Source organism: Streptomyces sp. NPDC059037 (assembly GCF_042740015.1).
In the GTDB taxonomy this organism is placed as follows: domain Bacteria; phylum Actinomycetota; class Actinomycetes; order Streptomycetales; family Streptomycetaceae; genus Streptomyces.
Genome location: NZ_JBHYIG010000187.1, coordinates 1 through 19571 on the forward strand (window position 1 = coordinate 1; position 19571 = coordinate 19571).

A 19571-nucleotide genomic window follows, 5' to 3' on the forward strand; every position below is an offset into this window, starting at 1 on the left:
CCTTCGCCGCCCGGGGGCCGCCCCAACCGCGACCCCCCCCCGGGGGCCGCCGCGCGCGCCCCCCCCCGCCCCCCACTCCCGTGCCGTGCTCGTCCCAGTCGCGTGCCCGGTGAGGGCAGGGCAGCATCGAAGGCATGATCACTCGGCTTCGGGCACTCGCCACACAGTGGACCGCGGCCGTACCGGTCCTCGCCGTCGTGCTGCTCGCCCTCACCTGGGGCCGCGATCTGCCGGGCCCGGTGGTCGCCGTGGTGACACTGGTGCTCGCCGGGGCCGTGCTCGCCGCCGTGCACCACGCCGAGGTGATCGCACACCGCGTCGGTGAACCCTTCGGCTCCCTCGTCCTCGCGGTCGCCGTCACGATCATCGAGGTCGCGCTGATCGTGACGCTCATGGCGGACGGCGGCGACAAGAGCGCGACGCTGGCCCGCGACACCGTCTTCGCCGCCGTGATGATCACCTGCAACGGCATCGTCGGGATCTGTCTGCTCGCGGGCGCGCTGCGCCACCGCGTCGCCGTCTTCAACCCGGAGGGCACCGGAGCCGCCCTCGCGACCGTCGCCACGCTCGCCACCCTCAGCCTGGTCCTGCCGACCTTCACCACGAGCAAGCGGGGGCCCGAGTTCTCCACCGCGCAGCTCACCTTCGCCGCGCTCGCATCGCTCGTCCTGTACGGCCTGTTCGTGGCGACCCAGACCATGCGCCACCGCGACTACTTCCTGCCGATCACGCGCATGGGCGAGGTGATCGACTCCGAGCACGCCGAGGGCCCGTCCAACCGCGCCGCGCTGATCAGCGTCGGCCTGCTCGGCCTCGCCCTGATCGGTGTGGTCGGCCTCGCCAAGGGGGTCTCCCCGACGATCGAGTCCGGCGTGGAGAACGCCGGCATGCCGCACGCCGTGGTCGGCGTGATCATCGCGCTGCTCGTGCTGCTCCCGGAGACCATCGCGGCCCTGCGCGCAACGCGCCGCGACCGCGTGCAGACCAGCCTGAACCTCGCCCTCGGCTCCGCGATGGCCAGCATCGGCCTGACCATCCCGGCCGTCGCGGTCGCCTCGGTGTGGCTCTCCGGGCCACTGGTGCTCGGCCTCGGCCCGACCCATATGGTGCTGCTCGCGCTGACCGTCGTCGTCGGCACGCTCACGGTCGTGCCGGGACGCGCCACGCCGCTGCAGGGCGGGGTCCATCTCGTGGTGTTCGCCGCCTACCTGGAGCTCGCGGTCACGCCGTGACGGGGGCCGGCTCCGGAACCGGCCGGGTCTCCGGCAGCAGCGCGAAGCACCCCAGGCTCAGCAGGGCGACCCCGGTCAGATACGCCGCGACGCCCCACGGAGTCCCGTCCCCCCTGCGCCACCGCCGTCGCCACGATCGGGGTGAGCGCGCCGCCGAGCACCCCGCCCAGGTTGTAGCCCACCGCGGCGCCGGTGCAGCGCACCCGCGGCTCGTACAGCTCGGGCAGATACGCGGCGATCACCGCGAACATCGTGATGAACGCGAGCATCGCCACCAGGAAGCCGAGGAACATCAGCAGCGGCTCACCGGTCGCCAGGAGCGCGATCATCGGGAACATCCACAGCGCGGAGAGCGCGCACCCGAGCAGACACAGGGGGCGCCGTCCGTAGCGGTCGCCGAGCACGGCGGCCACGGGAGTCAGCGCGCCCTTCACCACGACCGCCGCCATGATGCAGGCGAGCATGACCGTACGGCTCACGTCGAGCCGCTCCACCGCGTACGCCAGCGACCACGTCGTGACGGCGTAGAACACCGCGTACCCGACGGCCAGCGCGCCCGCCGTGAGCAGGACCAGACGCCAGTGGTCGCGCACCACTTCGGCGAGCGGCACGCGCGCGTGCTCCCGCAGTTCGAGGAAGCTGGGGCTCTCCGCGAGGGACGTGCGCAGCGCGAGCCCGGCCGCCGCGAGCACGCCCGCCGCCCAGAACGGCACCCGCCATCCCCAGGAGGCGAACTGTGCGTCGGTGAGGGTCGCCGAGAGCGTCAGCATGATGCCGTTGGCGAGCAGGAAGCCGAGCGGGGGACCCATCTGCGGAAAGCTCGCCCACAGCCCGCGCCGCTCGGCCGGCGCGTGCTCGGCGGTCAGCAGCACTGCCCCGCCCCACTCGCCGCCCAGCCCGAGCCCTTGGAGAAAACGCAGCACCAGGAGAAGCACCGGAGCGGCCGTGCCGATCGACGCGTACGTGGGCACACAGCCGACGGCGACCGTGGCGAGGCCCGTCAGGAGCAGCGAGACGATGAGGACGGGGCGCCGCCCGTGCCGGTCACCGATGTGCCCGAAGAGGACGGAGCCGAGCGGCCGGGCCACGAAGCCCACTCCGAATGTCGCGAAGGCGGCGAGAGTTCCCGCCAGCGGAGAGAACGTCGGAAAGAACAGCGGCCCGAGCACCAGCGCCGCGGCCGTCCCGTAGATGAAGAAGTCGTAGAACTCGATGGCGGTACCGGCGAGCGAGGCGGCCGCGAGCCGCGGCAGAGAGGGCGTTTTGGCAGGGGAGTGGCTTTTGTGCATGCCGCGTCAACTACCCGCTGTGACGGCCGGTTACGGGGGGCGTACGGAGGCGTGGAGAGATCCCTCAGTACGCTGACGACATGACGCGCACTCTTGCCAACGCCCCGATCATGATCCTGAACGGCCCCAACCTGAACCTGCTCGGTCAGCGCCAGCCAGAGATCTACGGCTCCGACACCCTCGCCGACGTCGAGGCGCTGTGCGCCAAGGCGGTCGCCGCGCACGGCGGCACCGTGGACCTGCGGCAGAGCAACCACGAGGGTCAGTTGGTGGACTGGATCCACGAGGCGCGCGAGCACCACGCAGGCATCGTCATCAACCCGGCGGCGTACTCGCACACGTCGGTCGCGATCCTGGACGCCCTCAACACCTGTGACGGAATGCCGGTGTTGGAGGTGCACATCTCCAACATCCACCAGCGGGAGGCGTTCCGGCACCACAGTTACGTCTCCCAGCGCGCCGACGGCGTCATCGCCGGGTGCGGCGTGCAGGGCTACGTCTTCGCGGTGGAGCGGGTGGCCGCACTGGTCGGCAAGGCCTGACCCCGCGGCTCACCAGCCCCGCTGACGCCACTCCTGCAGATGCGGGCGCTCGGCGCCCAGCGTCGTGTCGTTCCCGTGGCCCGGGTAGACCCAGCTCTCGTCGGGGAGCGCGCCGAAGATCTTCGTCTCGACGTCGTGCAGCAGGCGCGCGAAGGCCTGTGGATCGCTGTGGGTGTTGCCGATGCCGCCAGGGAAGAGGCAGTCGCCGGTGAAGACATGCGGGTGGCCGTGCGGGTCGTCGTACACGAGGGCGATCGAGCCCGGGGTGTGGCCCACCAAGTGGCGTGCGGTGAGCGACACCTGGCCGACCCGCACGGTGTCGCCGTCGACGAGCGGGACGTCCGTGGGCACCGGGATGCCGGGCGCGTCCTCGCGGCCCGCGTAGGTCCGCGCGCCGGTCGCGGCGACGACCGCGGCAAGCGCCTGCCAGTGGTCGCCGTGCTGGTGGGTGGTGACGACGGACGCGATGCCGTCGCCACCGATCAGCGTGAGCAGCGTCCCGGAGTCGTTCGCCGCGTCGATCAGGAGCTGCTCGCCCGTGGCCCGGCAACGCAGCAGATAGGCGTTGTTGTCCATCGGGCCGACCGCGACCTTCGAGATCATCAGGTCCTGCAGCTCGTGCACGTCCGCACCGCCGCCGACCTTCACTGCTCCGCTGTACGTCATGTTCCTCAGCCTATAGCGGCGGCAGGGCAGGCAGGAGGCCGCCTTCGGCCGTCAGTGCGGTGCCGCCGCGGCGCCCGGAGAGCCAGCCGACGACGTCGGGCGCGGACCCGGAGACGGTGACTTCGGGCTCGCCTTCGCGGCCGGTGCTCCACGCGTGCGTGCCGTCCGTGATGCGGGTGGGCGGCACATCGGGGTTTCCCGAGAAGCGTGCGGCGAGGAACGCGATCTCGCGCTGCACGAACTCATCGGGCAGGTCCTCGAGCTCGTACCCGATGCCGAGGTCGACATGGTGCAGCTCCACCTCGACCCACCGCCGGAACGGCACCCGCGACGCGGAGTCGGTGACTCCGTTGCGCATCTCGATGGTGCGGGACCAGTCGGCGGGGACGGCGGCCTGTGCCTCGAAGCGGGCGTCGCTCTCCCGCACGTCGTCGAGCTGCTCGGCCAGGGGCCGCGGGGCGTCCCGCTCGATGTCCGCGTCCCGTGCCTCGCCGCTGACGTACATCGGCCGCCCGGCGAGGACGTTGACGAGCGCGTCCGCGTTACGGGCGAGATGGGCGAGGACGTGGCCACGGCTCCAGCCCGGGAGGCGTGACGGCTCCGCAGTCGAATCGTTGTTCAGTTTCGCGGCTGCGGTGAGCAGCCGGTCGGTCGCGTCACGTACAGACGCCAGGTCGCGCACATGATCAATCATGCGCCCGACGATAGCCGCGCCACACGTTTGGGTGAAGGCATCGGAGCAGGGCCGCAAATCGAATGCACGTGCTATATGGTCGGGTGCGGCATCGGGCATCCTTGGTGGTCGGGGTTTGTCACCAACAGGGAAACCGCCCCGGCGTTGTCAGTGGCTCGCCCTAGTCTGTGAATGACGGGGGCCCCGCCCCTGTCACCACTCTCAAGAAAGGTGCGGACCGGCGTGGCCGACCGTCTCATCGTCCGTGGCGCGCGCGAGCACAATCTCAAGAACGTCTCGCTCGACCTCCCGCGTGACTCCCTCATCGTGTTCACCGGACTCTCCGGGTCGGGCAAGTCCTCGCTCGCGTTCGACACGATCTTCGCCGAGGGCCAGCGGCGGTACGTCGAGTCGCTCTCCTCGTACGCCCGGCAGTTCCTCGGTCAGATGGACAAGCCGGACGTCGACTTCATCGAGGGCCTCTCGCCCGCGGTCTCCATCGACCAGAAGTCGACCTCGCGCAACCCGCGCTCGACGGTCGGCACGATCACCGAGGTGTACGACTACCTCCGCCTGCTCTTCGCGCGCATCGGCAAGCCGCACTGCCCCGAGTGCGGCCGCCCCATCTCGCGGCAGTCGCCGCAGGCCATCGTCGACAAGGTCCTTGAACTGCCCGAGGGCAGCCGCTTCCAGGTCCTGTCCCCGCTGGTGCGCGAGCGCAAGGGCGAGTTCGTCGACCTCTTCGCCGACCTCCAGACCAAGGGCTACAGCCGCGCGCGGGTCGACGGCGAGACGATCCAGCTCTCCGAGCCGCCCACGCTCAAGAAGCAGGAGAAGCACACCATCGAGGTCGTCGTCGACCGCCTCACGGTGAAGGACTCCGCCAAGCGCCGCCTGACCGACTCCGTGGAGACCGCCCTCGGCCTCTCCGGAGGCATGGTCGTACTCGACTTCGTCGACCTCCCCGAGGACGACCCCGAGCGCGAGCGGATGTACTCGGAGCACCTGTACTGCCCGTACGACGACCTGTCGTTCGAGGAGCTGGAGCCCCGCTCCTTCTCCTTCAACTCGCCCTTCGGCGCCTGCCCGGACTGCACGGGTATCGGTACGCGCATGGAGGTCGACCCCGAGCTGATCGTCCCGGACGAGGACAAGTCGCTCGACGAGGGCGCCATCCACCCCTGGTCGCACGGCCACACCAAGGACTACTTCGGCCGGCTCGTGGGAGCCCTCGCCGACGCCCTCGGGTTCTCCACCGACATGCCCTGGGCGGGCCTGCCGCAGCGCGCCAAGAAGGCGCTCCTGCACGGGCACAAGACGCAGATCGAGGTCCGCTACCGGAACAGGTACGGCCGCGAGCGGGTCTACACCACCGCCTTCGAAGGCGCCGTCCCCTTCGTCAAGCGCCGCCACAGCGAGGCCGAGAGCGACGCGAGCCGCGAGCGCTTCGAGGGCTATATGCGCGAGGTGCCCTGCCCTACCTGCGAGGGCACGCGCCTCAAGCCGATCGTCCTGGCCGTCACGGTCATGGGCCGGTCCATCGCCGAGGTCTCCGCGATGTCCATCAGCGACTGCGCGGACTTCCTCGCCGAGCTGAAGCTGGGCGCCCGCGACAAGAAGATCGCCGAGCGGGTCCTGAAGGAGGTCAACGAACGGCTGCGCTTCCTGGTCGACGTCGGCCTGGACTACCTCTCACTGAACCGCGCGGCGGGCACCCTCTCCGGAGGCGAGGCCCAGCGCATCCGCCTGGCCACGCAGATCGGCTCCGGCCTGGTCGGCGTGCTCTACGTCCTGGACGAGCCGTCCATCGGCCTCCACCAGCGCGACAACCACCGGCTCATCGAGACCCTCGTACGCCTGCGGGACATGGGCAACACGCTCATCGTCGTCGAGCACGACGAGGACACCATCAAGGTCGCCGACTGGGTCGTCGACATCGGCCCCGGCGCGGGCGAGCACGGCGGCAAGGTCGTGCACAGCGGCTCCATGAAGGAGCTGCTCGCCAACGACAAGTCGATCACCGGTCAGTATCTGTCGGGCAAGAGGTCCATCCCGGTCCCGGACGTCCGCCGCCCCGCCGACCCCTCCCGTCAGCTGACGGTGCACGGCGCCCGGGAGAACAACCTCCAGGACATCGACGTCTCCTTCCCGCTCGGCGTCCTCACCGCCGTCACGGGTGTCTCGGGCTCGGGCAAGTCGACGCTCGTGAACGACATCCTCTACACGCACCTGGCAAGGGAGTTGAACGGCGCACGGTCGGTTCCCGGCCGCCACACGCGCGTGGACGGCGACGACCTCGTCGACAAGGTCGTGCACGTCGACCAGTCGCCCATCGGCCGCACCCCGCGGTCGAACCCGGCGACGTACACCGGAGTCTTCGACCACGTCCGCAAGCTCTTCGCGGAGACGATGGAGGCGAAGGTGCGGGGCTATCTGCCCGGCCGCTTCTCCTTCAACGTCAAGGGCGGCCGCTGCGAGAACTGCTCCGGCGACGGCACCATCAAGATCGAGATGAACTTCCTGCCGGACGTGTACGTGCCGTGCGAGGTCTGCCACGGGGCGCGGTACAACCGCGAGACGCTGGACGTCCACTACAAGGGCAAGTCCATCGCCGAGGTCCTGGACATGCCGATCGAGGAGGCGCTCGACTTCTTCGAGGCCGTCCCCGCGATCTCCCGCCACCTGCGCACGCTCAACGACGTGGGTCTGGGGTACGTCCGCCTCGGGCAGTCCGCGCCGACGCTCTCCGGAGGCGAGGCCCAGCGCGTGAAGCTGGCGAGCGAGCTCCAGAAGCGGTCCACGGGCCGGACCGTGTATGTCCTGGACGAGCCGACCACCGGTCTGCACTTCGAGGACATCAGCAAGCTGATCACGGTGCTCTCCGGGCTTGTCGACAAGGGGAACACGGTCATCGTCATCGAGCACAACCTCGACGTCATCAAGACGGCCGACTGGGTCGTCGACATGGGCCCCGAGGGTGGCAACGGCGGCGGTCTCGTCATCGCCGAGGGCACGCCCGAGGAGGTCGCCGGGGTTCCGGCGAGCCACACGGGCAAGTTCCTGCGGGACATCATCTCGGCGGACCGCATCAGTGATGGGGCCTCGCAGGGGCGTAAGCCGGTGCGTAAGGCTGCCCCGAAGAAGGCTGCTGCCAAGAAGGTTGCCGCGAAGAAGGTTGCTCCGAAGAAGGTGGCCAAGGCTCGTAAGAGCTGAGGGGCGTTGTAGTTCGTCTGCGGGGGTGTGGGGGCTTGTCGCGCAGTTCCCCGCGCCCCTTCGGGGCGCCAGACTGGGCGCATGCCCGTACGCAGTGAACGCCAAGGCCCCGTCACCACCATCGTGCTCTCGCGGCCCGATGTGCGGAACGCCGTCGACGGGCCCACCGCTCGTGCCCTTGCCGATGCGTTTCGCGCGTTCGATGCGGATCCCGAGGCGGCCGTCGCCGTGCTGTGGGGGGAGGGCGGAACGTTCTGCGCGGGGGCGGACCTCAAGGCGATCGCGACGCCGGACGGGAACGAGGTGTCGGAGAAGGGGGACGGGCCCATGGGGCCGACCCGGATGCGGCTCTCCAAGCCCGTCATCGCCGCGATCTCCGGACACGCGGTCGCCGGAGGCCTCGAACTCGCCCTCTGGTGCGATCTGCGCGTCGCCGACGAGGACGCGGTGCTCGGCGTGTTCTGCCGCCGCTGGGGAGTCCCGCTCATCGACGGGGGAACGGTGCGGCTGCCGCGGCTCATCGGGGAGAGCAGAGCCATGGACCTGGTGCTCACGGGGCGGCCCGTGGCCGCCGACGAGGCGCTGGCCATGGGGCTCGTCAACCGGACCGTGCCGCCGGGCACTTGCCGGGCCGAGGCCGAAGCACTCGCCGCGCAGATCGCCGCGTTCCCGCAGACCTGCATGAGGGGCGACCGGCTCTCCGTACGCGAACAGGCGGGCCTGAGCGAGGAGGAGGCGATGGCGGGCGAACTCCGCCACGGCCTGCGTTCCCTCACCGAGGCGTCCGAGGGCGCCGCCCGCTTCGCCGCCGGGGCGGGGCGGCACGGCGCGTTCACGGACGGCTGAGGCCCGAGGTCAGCTGCCCTGCGGCGCCGCCGTCCCGACCGGCTCCAGGAACTGCATGTCCAGCTGGATCTTCACCACGTCGCCGAGCAGCCCGGCCCCGAAGTCGAGGCCGTAGTCGCCGCGGCGGATCTCGCCGGTGGCCTCGAAACCAGCGTGGCGTCGCTCGTCGCCGGGGAAGGCCTGCAGACCGCCGAACTCGACGGCAAGGGTGATCGGCCGGGTGACGTCGCCGATGGTCAGCTCGCCCTCCAGGGTCCAGTCGTCCTCCTTGCCGGTGACCCGCGTCGAGCGGAACGTCATCGTGGGGCGGCGCTCCACGTCGAGCAGATCGGGGGCCCGGACATGCGCGTCGCGGTCCGCGTTGCCGGTGTCGATCGAGGCCAGCGCGATGGTGGCCGTCACCGATGAGGTCTCAAGGCTTTCGCCCACGACGAGACCGGCCGTCACCTCGCTGAAACGGCCCCGCACCTTGGAGATCCCGAGGTGGCGGATGGTGAAGTTGACGGCGGAGTGGAAGGGGTCGATCTCCCAGCTGCCGGCGGGCAGCGGAAGGGTGGTCGTGGTGGTCGTGGCACTGGTGTCAGAAGTCATGCCGTCCACGATGGGCGGCCGCCGATGCCCGAGGAAGGCCGGGCCGAGACTGGTAGTGACAGGGCCACGATCCGGTCCGGTGACGGCTGATACGTTCGATCGGTGAGCGACAACGAGCTGGGCAACTTCCTGCGCACCTGCCGTGAGGCGGTCACGCCCGCCGAGGTCGGGCTGCCCACGGGACCGCGGCGCCGCACCCCCGGCCTGCGCCGCTCCGAGGTCGCCACGCTCGCCGGGGTCAGCGTCGAATACCTGGCCCGGCTCGAACAGGGCCGCGACCGCCACCCGTCGCCGCAGGTGATGGGCGCGCTCGCGGACGCCCTGCGGCTCTCCGTGGAGGAACGCTTCCATCTGCGCCGCCTGGAGAAGGAGCTGAGCGGCGACCCCTGCTGCCCGACGGCGAGCGCCCCGGCCCAGTCGGTGCGGCCCACCGTGCGGGCGCTCATCGACCGCCTGGAGCCGGCCCCCGCCGTCCTGCTCAACCGGCTCAGCGATGTCCTCGCGTACACATCGGGCTACGAGCGGATCGTCGGCCCCGTGGGTCTGCTTGACGGCGAGCGGCCCAACCTCATCCGGTTCCTGTTCACCGACGAGCGGGCCCGCGCCGCCTACCCCGAATGGGACCGGGTGGCCGACGAGCAGGTCGCGAACCTCCGGTCGGACTCCATGCTCACCGACCCCCATGCCGAGGGGTTCACCGACGAGCTGACCGTCATCGCGGGCGCCTCCTTCGCCGAGCGCATGGCCGCCGTGCCGCGGCTGCCCCGGCGCAGCGGCGTCGACCGGGTGGCGCATCCGGAGGCCGGCGCGCTGTCTCTGTCGTACGAGACGCTGGCCCTGCCCGAGGGCGACGGCCAGCGCCTGATGGTGTACCTGCCGGCCGACGACGCCACGTCGGCGGCGCTCGACCGGCTGGGCGGCCGCCGGCCGGGCGGCCTGCGCGCGGTGACGGGCTGACGGGCCTCAGGCCAACTCCGCGGTGACCGCCCTCAGGCCAGCTCCGCCGCGTACGGCGGCTCGGCGCCCGCACGGGAGACGGTGACGGCCGCCGCGCGCGCCGCGAGACGCAGTACCTCGCCCCAGCCGTCCGCGCCGAGCGCGGCCAGACCCGGCGCGGACAGCGCGTCCCGCAGGGAAAGTCCGTGCAGCAGCGCCGCGTTGACCGTGTCGCCCGCGCCGATGGTGTCCACGACATCGACCCGCTCACCCGGCACGGACCACTCCCCGCCGTCCCGCGTGAAGACCGCAAGACCCGAGCCGCCCCGCGTGATCACCACGGCGCCGGGGCCGGACGCGAGCCACTCGTGCGGCGTGCCGCCGAGCCAACTCGCGTCGTCCTCCGACAGCTTGAGCAGCGAGACCGACGGCAGCCAGCTCTTGAAACGGGCCCGGTAGGCGTCCGCGTCCGGGATCAGACCGGCCCGGATGTTCGGATCGAGCGCCGTGAAGACGCCCCGCGCCGACTCCCGGCGCATCAGCTCCTCGTAGGCGCTCGCGCCCGGTTCGAGGACGAGCGAGCAGGTGCCGAACGACACCGCGCGCACGCCGTCGGGCAGCCGGTCCGGGGCCGTGAAGAGCCGGTCGGCGGTGCCGTCGACGTAGAAGGAGTAACCGGCGGAGCCGTCCGCGCCGATCGAGGCGACGGCCAGCGTCGTCGGTTCCGCGCCCCGCTGGACGTACGACACATCGACGCCGGCGGCCCGCAGCCCCGCCACCAGCGCCTCGCCGAACGCGTCCCACGAGATCCGCGAGCAGAAGGCGACGGGGGAGCCTAGGCGGCCGAGGGCCACCGCGGTGTTGTACGGTCCGCCGCCAAGACGCGGGGCGAGCGGGGACAGCGAGGGCGGCACGGCACCGGCGGAATCCTGCGGGACGAGGTCGATCAGGGCCTCTCCGGCGACGACTATCACGGCTGGTTCCTCTCGGCTCTGCGGTCGTACGGCGCGGCAGCCGCGCACACCGGCTCCCTGGCTCCCCGGCTTGCGCACAGGCTAGGCCTTCTGGGCGGACACGGGCCGATACGGGCGGCACTCGGGCACGGCCATGCCCAACACGGGCGCGCGTCCCCGCACCGGTATGGTCTGATCCGTCACCGATGCGCCTGACCTGTGGAGAGTTCATGCCCGGCACGCCTCCCCCCGCCCGCCGCACCGTGCTGCGCGCCGCCGCCATCGTGCCGGCCGCCGGGCTCGGCATCACGGCCTGCTCGTCCGGCGGCGACGACGGTGGCGGCAACCGCTCCGCGCCGACCGCGCCGGTGGACCTCGGTGCGTCGGACGAGATCAAGGTGGGCGCCTCGAAGCTCTACACGGACGAGAACGTCGTGGTCAGCCGTATCGCGGAAGACGAGTACAAGGCGTTCAGCACGATCTGCACGCACGAGAGGTGCCCCATCAACAACCTGGAGGGGCACAAGCTCACCTGCCCCTGCCACGGCAGCCAGTTCGACGCCACGAACGGCAAGGTGCTGCACGAGCCCGCCACCGTCCCGCTCGCCGAGCTGCCGGTGAAGGTCGAGAAGGGCAAGATCATCGCGGGGCCCGGGGCCTGAGGACGCGATCAGCCGGGCGGATCGTTGACTCCAGGCGATTCACTCCGGGCGATTTACTCCGGGCGATTCACTCCCAGTCCCACGCGATCCCCAGGAGCCCCGCCCGCACCTGCTGCTCCACGATGTGCACCGACCGATGGCTGCCGCTCAGTGTCAGCTCCTGGCGGCCGCCGCGCGGAGCCGCCGCCGAATGCTGGGCGAAGCGGTGGCAGCGCAGGGGCAGGGCTCCCTCGTCGAAGCGCACCTGCAGCGCGTACTGCCCGCCCGCGTAGGTGAAGCCGCGCAGATACTCGGTGGAGGTGCCCGCCGTGCCGTCCTCGAAGCCGTAGCGGAACAGATGGGTGTCTCCCGCGCGCAGGCGCGCGTCGAAGAGCAGCTCGGCGACGAGCACACCCGTCTCGTGATGCCACCGCACGCGCCCTGTGCGGCAGTTCTCCAGGGCGTGTACGCCGATGTGTTCGGGTACGCAGCCGGGATCGCCGTGGTAGATCGCGAGGTAGCGGTCCACGTCGTCCCGGTGGGAGCGCACCACGTGCTGCGAATCGCGGCCGAGCAGCTCGCGGCGCGCGCCGATCCGCACCCGCTCGTGGTGGCCGACGGTGTGCAGACCGCCGTCGAGCGGGGATTCGAGGTCGGCGAGGAGGCGCTGCACGACGTCGGAGGCCTCGATGAGCGAGCGGTAGGAGCGGGCGGCGGGGCGTTCGCAGCCAGGACCCCCCGAGGAATGGGCGGGCTGAGCGAGCAGCCGGATCAGTGACTCGTCGGGGAGCTGGAGGATCTCCTCCAGGGCGCGTACGGCGCGCAGCGACTCGGTGCGCTGCGGGCGCCGCGCACCCTGCTGCCAGTAACTCAGGCTCGTCACACCGACGTTGACGCCGTACTGCGCGAGATGATGGCGTACCCGTTGCAGGGGGAGGCGGCGGGCGGCGATCGCGGCCCGCAGCGCCACATGGAAGGGACCGGTGCGCAGTGCGGTCTCCAGGTCCGCAGGCGACTCCTCCGCGAGCTGTGTGCCGTGCCGCATCGCAAGGCCCCTTCTGTGAACATTCACATCGGCCGCCCGGGCGTACGCGCCGGTCGGAACGGGCCACCAGGTGGGCGTACGAGGGGTGTTCACATACGTACGCCGTCGTTCACTGGCCCAAGTAATCCCGCATTGAACCGTGTTGACCTGTACCGGACAACACTCGATGCTCAATCGCAGCGTCCGGACGCGCTCCTCCACCCCCTCGCCCCCACTCGGGAGGAACGCGATGCGCCAGAGAAACAGCAGGTACAGCAGGTACAGCAGACGCAGACGGTTGTCGGCGGTCGTCGTCGTGGCGGTGGCGCTGGTTGCCGCGCCGGCGGCAACGGCCACGGCCGGGCCGGCCCCAGGGCCCTCCGCCCTCGCCGCCAAGCGGCTGAACATCACGATGCAGGCCCAGGAGAAGACCAACTGGTGCTGGGCCGCGGGCGGGAACACCATCGCCGCCTTCTACGGCAGGAAGTACAGCCAGAACCAGTTCTGCAACGCCGCCTTCGGGCGCAACCAGAACACCGAGTGCCCCAACAGCCAGGCCACGCTGGGCAACGTACAGAACGGCCTGGAGTGGGCGGGCATCAACTCCGGCTCCTATGTGACCGGTTGGCTGCGCTACCCGACCGTGCAGGCCGAGATCAACGCGGGCCGGCCCGTGGAGACCCGCATCCAGTGGTCGGGCGGCGGCGGCCACATGCACGTCCTCTACGGATACGACGATGCCCGGAGCTGGGTCTACTGGGGCGACCCCTGGCCCTCCAGCGACCGCTACAACTGGGCCTCGCACGACTGGTACGTGGACAACGGCACCTTCTCCTGGACCCACTCGCTGTACCGGATCGGGGCGTGAGCGCGATGAGCCGTCAGCTGCTGAGAGCCGTGCTCGCCGGCTCCGCCGCCACCCTGTTCCTCGGTCTCGCCGCCCCGCACGCCACGGCGGACTCAGGCCCCTCCGAAGCCTCGCGCGAGGCCGCCCGGAAGGCGGCGAGCTCGCCCGGGACGCTGGACACCCTCTCCCGCTTCTTCGCCCGCGATGGCGCCGTCACCAAGGCCGCGGCGGACCCGCGCGTCCAGGGCGACGCCGTGCCCGTGTACTACCTCTCCCCGGAGTTCGTCGCGGGCGAGAAGGGGGCGCCGGTCGCCCGCCTGGAGTTCCTCGCCAGCAAGGCGGTCTCGTCCGACGGACAGGAGGCCTCCCTGTGGACCGTCGAGCGGGGCACCTCCTGGAAGGTCGTGAACATCGCCACCGGGGACGACGAGACGCACTACGCGCGCGTGGGCGCCAAGAAGCTCCCCGGGGGCACCGTTTTCCGCGAGCCGCAGATCGATGCCTGGTACGTCCAGGGGCGGGGAAGGGTGCTGCCGCTGGACGCCGACGCGAAGCTTGCCGTGGGCTCCGGCGGGGCCTCGGTGGGCGCCTATCAGAAGCGTGTGCACGACGCGTACGCCGATAAGTTGCCCGGCAGCGGCTACGCGAAGTCCGGTGCGGCGGGGGGCTTCGCCCGGAAGGAGGCCGCTGGTGAGCCGGCGGGCGGCTCCTCGCCCGGCGGTCCCGTCACGGTTGCCTCCTCCGTGGCCGGAGCGGGAGCACTGGTCGCCCTCGGCCTCTCCGGAGTGGCCGTTCTGCGGCATCGCACCCGGCAGCACGGCTGACCCTCCCCGGCCTCCGGCCGGGCCTCCCCACCCACCCGTCCTTTAGGGCGGGTGGGCTCAAGGGCGGGAGAGAGGCAGCGCGAGACCGGGCGGAGGGGAGAAGGCTGCGACGCGAGGCATCGCTGGACCATCGCGCACAGCTCGCCCTCAAGCCCCGGACTGTCACCCCCCGCCAGTAGGGTGTGAGGCATGGCAGACCCCTCCAGCTACCGCCCCAAGCCGGGACAGATCCCCGACTCGCCGGGGGTCTACAAGTTCCGCGACGAACACCGCCGGGTCATCTACGTGGGCAAGGCGAAAAGCCTGCGCCAGCGCCTGGCGAGCTACTTCCAGGACCTCTCCCACCTGCACCCGCGCACCGCCTCGATGGTGACGACCGCCGCGTCCGTCGAGTGGACGGTGGTGTCCACCGAGGTCGAGGCGCTGCAGCTGGAGTACAGCTGGATCAAGGAGTTCGACCCCCGGTTCAACGTCAAGTACCGCGACGACAAGAGCTATCCGTATCTCGCGGTGACGATGAACGAGGAGTTCCCGCGCGTGCAGGTGATGCGCGGCCACAAGAAGAAGGGCGTGCGCTACTTCGGCCCCTACGGCCACGCCTGGGCCATCCGCGACACGGTCGACCTCCTCCTGCGCGTCTTCCCCGTCCGCACCTGCTCCGCCGGAGTCTTCAAGAACGCCGAGCGCACGGGCCGCCCCTGCCTCCTTGGCTACATCGGCAAGTGCTCGGCGCCCTGCGTGGAACGGGTCTCCCCGGAGGAGCACCGCGAACTCGCCGAGGACTTCTGCGAGTTCATGACGGGACGCACGGGCGCGTACATCCGCCGTATCGAGCGTCAGATGGCCGACGCCGCCGAGGAGATGGAGTACGAGAAGGCGGCCCGCCTCCGCGACGACATCGAGGCGCTGAAGAAGGCCATGGAGAAGAGCGCCGTAGTCCTCGCCGATGCCACGGACGCCGATCTGATCGCCCTTGCCGAGGACGAGCTCGAAGCCGCCGTCCAGATCTTCCACGTCCGCGGCGGCCGGGTGCGCGGTCAGCGCGGCTGGGTCACCGACAAGGTCGAGGCGGTCACCAGCGGTGACCTCGTCGAGCACGCCCTCCAGCAGCTCTATGGCGAGGAGAGCGGGGACTCCGTACCGAAGGAAGTCCTCGTGCCCGCGCTGCCCGACCCGATAGAGCCCGTCCAGGAGTGGCTCACCGAGCGGCGCGGCGCGAACGTCTCCCTGCGCATCCCGCAGCGCGGCGACAAGAAGGCGCTGATGGAGACCGTGGCGCGCAACGCGCAGCAGTCGCTGATGCTCCACAAGACCAAGCGGGCCTCCGACCTGACCACCCGCTCCCGCGCACTGGAGGAGATCGCCGAGGCCCTGGAGCTCGACAGCGCCCCGCTGCGCATCGAGTGCTACGACATCTCGCATCTGCAGGGTGACGACGTGGTCGCATCGATGGTCGTCTTCGAGGACGGCCTCGCCCGCAAGAGCGAGTACCGCCGCTTCCAGATCAAGGGCTTCGAGGGGCAGGACGACGTCCGCTCCATGCATGAGGTGCTCACCCGCCGCTTCAAGCGCTACCTCGCCGACAAGGAGAAGACGGGGGAGCTGGACGAGGCAGGCGTCATCGACGAGGCGAACGGCGAGGTGGTCGCGTCGAACGGCCTGACCGAGGAGGACGGCCGCCCCAAGCGCTTCGCCTACCCGCCGCAGCTCGTCGTCGTGGACGGCGGTCAGCCGCAGGTCGCGGCGGCCCGGCGGGCCCTTGACGAGCTCGGCATCGACGACATCGCGGTCTGCGGCCTCGCCAAGCGCCTCGAAGAGGTCTGGGTGCCGGGCGACGACGACCCGGTGATCCTGCCGCGCACCAGCGAGGGGCTGTACCTTCTCCAGCGGGTGCGCGACGAGGCACACCGTTTCGCGATCACGTACCAGCGGGCCAAGCGGGCCAAGCGCTTCAAGGCGGGACCGCTGGACGCCGTGCCCGGCCTCGGCGACGCGCGCAAGCAGACGCTGATCAAGCACTTCGGTTCGGTGAAGAAGCTCCGGTCCGCGACAATCGAGCAGATCTGCGAGGTTCCGGGGATAGGCCGCAAGACGGCCGAGACGATCGTGGCGGCCCTGGCCGCGGCGGCCCCGGTGGCGCCCGCCGTGAACACGGCGACCGGAGAGATCATTGAAGAAGAGGAACCCGTACGTGCGGGTGCCTCGAACGGTGAGACCGAGGCACCCGTGACCGCGGGCACCTCAGAGGAGCGACGGGGGCAGGAGACATGAACGAGCACGATGAAGGCGGCGAGCAAGTGAGTACGGGCACGACCATCGAGCCAGGTGAGGCCGCCGAGGCGGCGATCCCCGAGCTGGTGATCATCTCCGGCATGTCGGGCGCGGGACGCAGCACGGCCGCGAAGTGCCTCGAGGACCTCGGCTGGTTCGTCGTCGACAACCTGCCGCCCGCGCTGATCCCCACGATGGTGGAGCTCGGCGCCCGCTCGCAGGGCAACGTGGCGCGGATCGCGGTCGTCGTCGACGTCCGTGGCCGCCGCTTCTTCGACAATCTGCGCCAGTCCCTCGCGGACCTGGAGTCCAAGCAGGTCACCCGCAGGATCGTCTTCCTGGAGTCCTCGGACGACGCCCTGGTGCGCCGCTTCGAGTCGGTGCGCCGCCCGCACCCGCTGCAGGGCGACGGCCGCATCGTCGACGGCATCGCGGCCGAGCGCGAGCTCCTGCGCGAGCTGCGCGGCGACGCCGACCTGGTGATCGACACGTCCAGCCTGAACGTGCACGAGCTGCGCGCCAAGATGGACGCCCAGTTCGCGGGCGACGAGGAGCCCGAGCTGCGGGCCACGGTCATGTCGTTCGGCTACAAGTACGGCCTGCCGGTCGACGCCGACCTGGTCGTGGACTGCCGCTTCCTGCCCAACCCGCACTGGGTGCCGGAGCTGCGCCCCTTCACGGGGCTCAACGAAGAGGTCTCCGGTTACGTCTTCAACCAGCCCGGGGCCAAGGAGTTCCTCGACCGGTACGCCGAGCTGCTCCAGCTCATCGCCGCGGGGTACCGCCGCGAGGGCAAGCGTTACGTGACGATCGCGGTCGGCTGTACGGGCGGCAAGCACCGCTCCGTCGCCATGTCGGAGAAGCTTGCGGCGCGCCTCGCTTCCGAGGGCGTCGAGACCGTCCTCGTCCATCGGGACATGGGGCGCGAATGAAGGCTTCCCTGCGGCTGAACCGACTGGGCCGCAAGCGGAGCGCTCAGCCCAAGGTGGTGGCGCTCGGCGGCGGAATGGGGCTTTCCGCCTCGCTCGCCGCGCTGCGCCGCATCACCGGCGACCTCACCGCCGTGGTCACCGTCGCCGACGACGGCGGCTCCAGCGGGCGGCTCCGCGACGAGCTGGGCGTGCTGCCACCCGGCGACCTGCGCAAGGCGCTCGCCGCCCTGTGCGGTGACGACGACTGGGGCCAGACCTGGGCCCGCGTCATCCAGCACCGGTTCCAGTCCCAGGGCGAGCTGCACGAGCACGCGGTCGGCAATCTGCTGATCGTCGCGCTGTGGGAGCAGCTCGGCGACCATGTCCAGGCGCTGGACCTGGTCGGCAAGCTGCTCGGCGCGCAGGGCCGCGTACTGCCGATGTCGGCCGTCCCCCTTGAGCTCCAGGCGCTGGTCAAGGGCCACGACCCGGAGCGTCCGGACGATGTGGACACGGTGCGCGGGCAGGCCACGGTGGCGCTCACGCCCGGCGAGGTGCAGTCCGTGCACGTGGTCCCGCACGACCCGCCGGCCGTCCCCGAGGCGGTCGCCGCCGTCCTCGACGCGGACTGGGTGGTGCTCGGCCCCGGCTCCTGGTTCTCGTCCGTGATCCCCCATCTGCTGGTCCCCGAACTGCTCGACGCGCTCATCGAGACGAAGGCCCGCAGGGTGCTCTCGCTGAACCTCGCGCCGCAACCCGGTGAAACCGATGGGTTCTCTCCGCAGCGTCATTTGGAGGTTTTGGCCCGACACGCCCCTAAACTCGCCCTGGACGTGGTGCTGGCCGACGACGCCGCCGTGCCCGACCGTGAGTCACTGACCGATGCCGCCAAGCGGCTCGGCGCCACGGTCGAGCTGGCGCCGGTGGCCCGGCCCGACGGGACTCCGAGGCACGATCCGGAGCTCCTGGCCACCGCGTACGACCGTATTTTTCGGATGCATGGAAGGATCGGCCCATGGCGATGACGGCAGCGGTGAAGGACGAGATCTCCCGGCTTCCCGTCACCCGGACCTGCTGCAGGAAGGCAGAGGTCTCGGCGATCCTGCGGTTCGCGGGCGGCCTTCACCTGGTGAGCGGCCGCATCGTGATCGAGGCGGAGCTGGACACGGCGATGGCCGCACGGCGGCTGAAGCGGGACATCCTGGAGATCTTCGGGCACAGCTCGGAGCTGATCGTGATGGCCCCCGGCGGGCTGCGGCGCGGCTCGCGCTATGTCGTACGCGTGGTGGCCGGCGGCGACCAGCTGGCCCGGCAGACGGGTCTCGTGGACGGCAGGGGCCGCCCGATCAGAGGGCTGCCGCCGCAGGTGGTCTCCGGGGCCACCTGTGACGCGGAGGCCGCCTGGCGCGGGGCCTTCCTGGCGCACGGCTCGCTGACCGAGCCGGGGCGTTCCTCATCGCTGGAGGTGACGTGCCCGGGGCCAGAGGCCGCGCTCGCCCTGGTCGGTGCCGCGCGCAGGCTGCAGATCGGGGCCAAGGCCCGTGAGGTGCGCGGCGTGGACCGTGTCGTGGTCCGGGACGGTGACGCGATCGGCGCCCTGCTCACCCGGCTCGGCGCGCACGAGTCCGTACTGGCCTGGGAGGAGCGGCGGATGCGCCGCGAGGTGCGCGCCACCGCCAACCGTCTGGCCAACTTCGACGACGCCAACCTGCGCCGCTCGGCCCGCGCGGCCGTCGCCGCGGGCGCCCGTGTGCAGCGCGCCCTGGAGATCCTCGGCGACGAGGTCCCGGAGCACCTGGCGGCCGCCGGACGGCTGCGGATGGAGCACAAGCAGGCCTCCCTGGAGGAGCTGGGGGCGCTCGCCGACCCGGCGCTGACGAAGGACGCGGTCGCGGGCCGTATCCGCCGGCTGCTCGCGATGGCCGACAAGCGGGCCCAGGACCTGGGGATTCCGGGCACGGAGTCCAACCTGAGCGAGGATCTCGCCGACAGCCTCGCCGACAACATGGCGGTCTGAGCGCCGTAGTACGTCACGCAAGCCCCCCGGGGGCCGCGGGGGCCCCCCGCGGGGGTGTGTGGGGCGATGGGAGCCCCGCACCCCCACCCAGATCT

General features: G+C 71.1%; 17 protein-coding genes and 1 pseudogene. 12 read left to right on the forward strand and 6 right to left on the reverse strand.

Annotated elements, in window-relative coordinates; translation table 11 throughout:
* Window positions 1-134: 134 nt before the first annotated feature.
* Window positions 135-1232: a calcium:proton antiporter gene (locus ACFWY6_RS30640; RefSeq protein ID WP_384697119.1), complete on the forward strand. Its 1098-nt coding sequence runs from the start codon at window positions 135-137 to the stop codon at window positions 1230-1232.
* Here ACFWY6_RS30640 and ACFWY6_RS30645 read toward each other — a convergent pair.
* Window positions 1222-2521 (reverse strand): annotated as a pseudogene (locus tag ACFWY6_RS30645) (MFS transporter). The gene ACFWY6_RS30640 and the pseudogene ACFWY6_RS30645 sit on opposite strands and share 11 nt — an antisense overlap.
* A gap of 80 nt (window positions 2522-2601) precedes the next feature.
* Between ACFWY6_RS30645 and aroQ the strand changes: the two are divergent.
* Complete coding sequence (gene aroQ, locus ACFWY6_RS30650; protein WP_384697121.1) at window positions 2602-3063, forward strand: type II 3-dehydroquinate dehydratase; 462 nt, start codon at window positions 2602-2604, stop codon at window positions 3061-3063.
* A gap of 9 nt (window positions 3064-3072) precedes the next feature.
* Here aroQ and ACFWY6_RS30655 read toward each other — a convergent pair whose 3' ends face one another.
* Both ACFWY6_RS30655 and ACFWY6_RS30660 read right to left on the reverse strand, forming a co-directional pair.
* On the reverse strand, window positions 3073-3729 hold the full coding sequence (locus ACFWY6_RS30655) for an MBL fold metallo-hydrolase (protein ID WP_384697123.1): 657 nt from the start codon (window positions 3727-3729) through the stop codon (window positions 3073-3075).
* Between the two features lie 10 nt (window positions 3730-3739).
* Window positions 3740-4423, reverse strand: a complete 684-nt coding sequence (locus ACFWY6_RS30660) for a maleylpyruvate isomerase family mycothiol-dependent enzyme (RefSeq protein WP_384697125.1) — start codon at window positions 4421-4423, stop codon at window positions 3740-3742.
* A gap of 222 nt (window positions 4424-4645) precedes the next feature.
* Between ACFWY6_RS30660 and uvrA the strand changes: the two genes are divergently transcribed.
* Both uvrA and ACFWY6_RS30670 read left to right on the forward strand, forming a co-directional pair.
* The gene (uvrA, locus tag ACFWY6_RS30665; RefSeq protein WP_384697128.1) at window positions 4646-7615 is read left to right on the forward strand and encodes an excinuclease ABC subunit UvrA; all 2970 of its coding nucleotides are present in this window, start codon (window positions 4646-4648) and stop codon (window positions 7613-7615) included.
* Between the two features lie 81 nt (window positions 7616-7696).
* A complete protein-coding gene (locus ACFWY6_RS30670) occupies window positions 7697-8461 on the forward strand; it encodes a crotonase/enoyl-CoA hydratase family protein (RefSeq protein WP_384697131.1) in 765 nt (254 codons plus the stop codon).
* 9 nt (window positions 8462-8470) lie between these two features.
* Here ACFWY6_RS30670 and ACFWY6_RS30675 read toward each other — a convergent pair whose 3' ends face one another.
* Entirely contained in the window at window positions 8471-9052 is a 582-nt protein-coding gene (locus ACFWY6_RS30675) for a YceI family protein (RefSeq protein ID WP_384697134.1), read from the reverse strand.
* Between the two features lie 102 nt (window positions 9053-9154).
* On the opposite strand from ACFWY6_RS30675, the gene ACFWY6_RS30680 reads away from it, so the two are divergent.
* Entirely contained in the window at window positions 9155-10009 is an 855-nt protein-coding gene (locus ACFWY6_RS30680; protein WP_384697137.1) for a helix-turn-helix domain-containing protein, read from the forward strand.
* 32 nt (window positions 10010-10041) lie between these two features.
* Here ACFWY6_RS30680 and ACFWY6_RS30685 read toward each other — a convergent pair whose 3' ends face one another.
* The gene (locus ACFWY6_RS30685) at window positions 10042-10962 is read right to left on the reverse strand and encodes a carbohydrate kinase (protein ID WP_384697139.1); all 921 of its coding nucleotides are present in this window, start codon (window positions 10960-10962) and stop codon (window positions 10042-10044) included.
* A gap of 209 nt (window positions 10963-11171) precedes the next feature.
* Between ACFWY6_RS30685 and ACFWY6_RS30690 the strand changes: the two genes are divergently transcribed.
* Window positions 11172-11603, forward strand: coding sequence for a Rieske (2Fe-2S) protein (locus tag ACFWY6_RS30690; protein ID WP_384697142.1), 432 nt, complete (start codon window positions 11172-11174; stop codon window positions 11601-11603).
* Window positions 11604-11670: 67 nt separating this feature from the next.
* On the opposite strand, the gene ACFWY6_RS30695 is transcribed toward ACFWY6_RS30690, so the two are convergent.
* Window positions 11671-12627 carry a hypothetical protein gene (locus tag ACFWY6_RS30695; protein WP_384697145.1) on the reverse strand — a complete coding sequence of 319 codons (957 nt, stop codon included), beginning with the start codon at window positions 12625-12627 and terminating at the stop codon, window positions 11671-11673.
* Between the two features lie 229 nt (window positions 12628-12856).
* On the opposite strand from ACFWY6_RS30695, the gene ACFWY6_RS30700 reads away from it, so the two are divergent.
* The 6 genes from ACFWY6_RS30700 to whiA all read left to right on the forward strand — a co-directional run bounded on the left by ACFWY6_RS30700 (window position 12857) and on the right by whiA (window position 19476).
* On the forward strand, window positions 12857-13474 hold the full coding sequence (locus tag ACFWY6_RS30700; protein WP_384697147.1) for a papain-like cysteine protease family protein: 618 nt from the start codon (window positions 12857-12859) through the stop codon (window positions 13472-13474).
* 5 nt (window positions 13475-13479) lie between these two features.
* The gene (locus tag ACFWY6_RS30705) at window positions 13480-14277 is read left to right on the forward strand and encodes a hypothetical protein (RefSeq protein ID WP_384697157.1); all 798 of its coding nucleotides are present in this window, start codon (window positions 13480-13482) and stop codon (window positions 14275-14277) included.
* Window positions 14278-14466: 189 nt separating this feature from the next.
* Window positions 14467-16548 carry an excinuclease ABC subunit UvrC gene (uvrC, locus tag ACFWY6_RS30710; RefSeq protein ID WP_384697150.1) on the forward strand — a complete coding sequence of 694 codons (2082 nt, stop codon included), beginning with the start codon at window positions 14467-14469 and terminating at the stop codon, window positions 16546-16548.
* On the forward strand, window positions 16545-17480 hold the full coding sequence (gene rapZ / locus ACFWY6_RS30715) for an RNase adapter RapZ (RefSeq protein ID WP_360763583.1): 936 nt from the start codon (window positions 16545-16547) through the stop codon (window positions 17478-17480). Before uvrC ends, rapZ begins: the two co-directional genes overlap by 4 nt.
* Window positions 17477-18484, forward strand: coding sequence for a uridine diphosphate-N-acetylglucosamine-binding protein YvcK (yvcK, locus tag ACFWY6_RS30720; RefSeq protein WP_384697153.1), 1008 nt, complete (start codon window positions 17477-17479; stop codon window positions 18482-18484). Before rapZ ends, yvcK begins: the two co-directional genes overlap by 4 nt.
* The gene (whiA, locus tag ACFWY6_RS30725) at window positions 18475-19476 is read left to right on the forward strand and encodes a DNA-binding protein WhiA (protein ID WP_266868264.1); all 1002 of its coding nucleotides are present in this window, start codon (window positions 18475-18477) and stop codon (window positions 19474-19476) included. Before yvcK ends, whiA begins: the two co-directional genes overlap by 10 nt.
* Window positions 19477-19571: the final 95 nt, after the last annotated feature.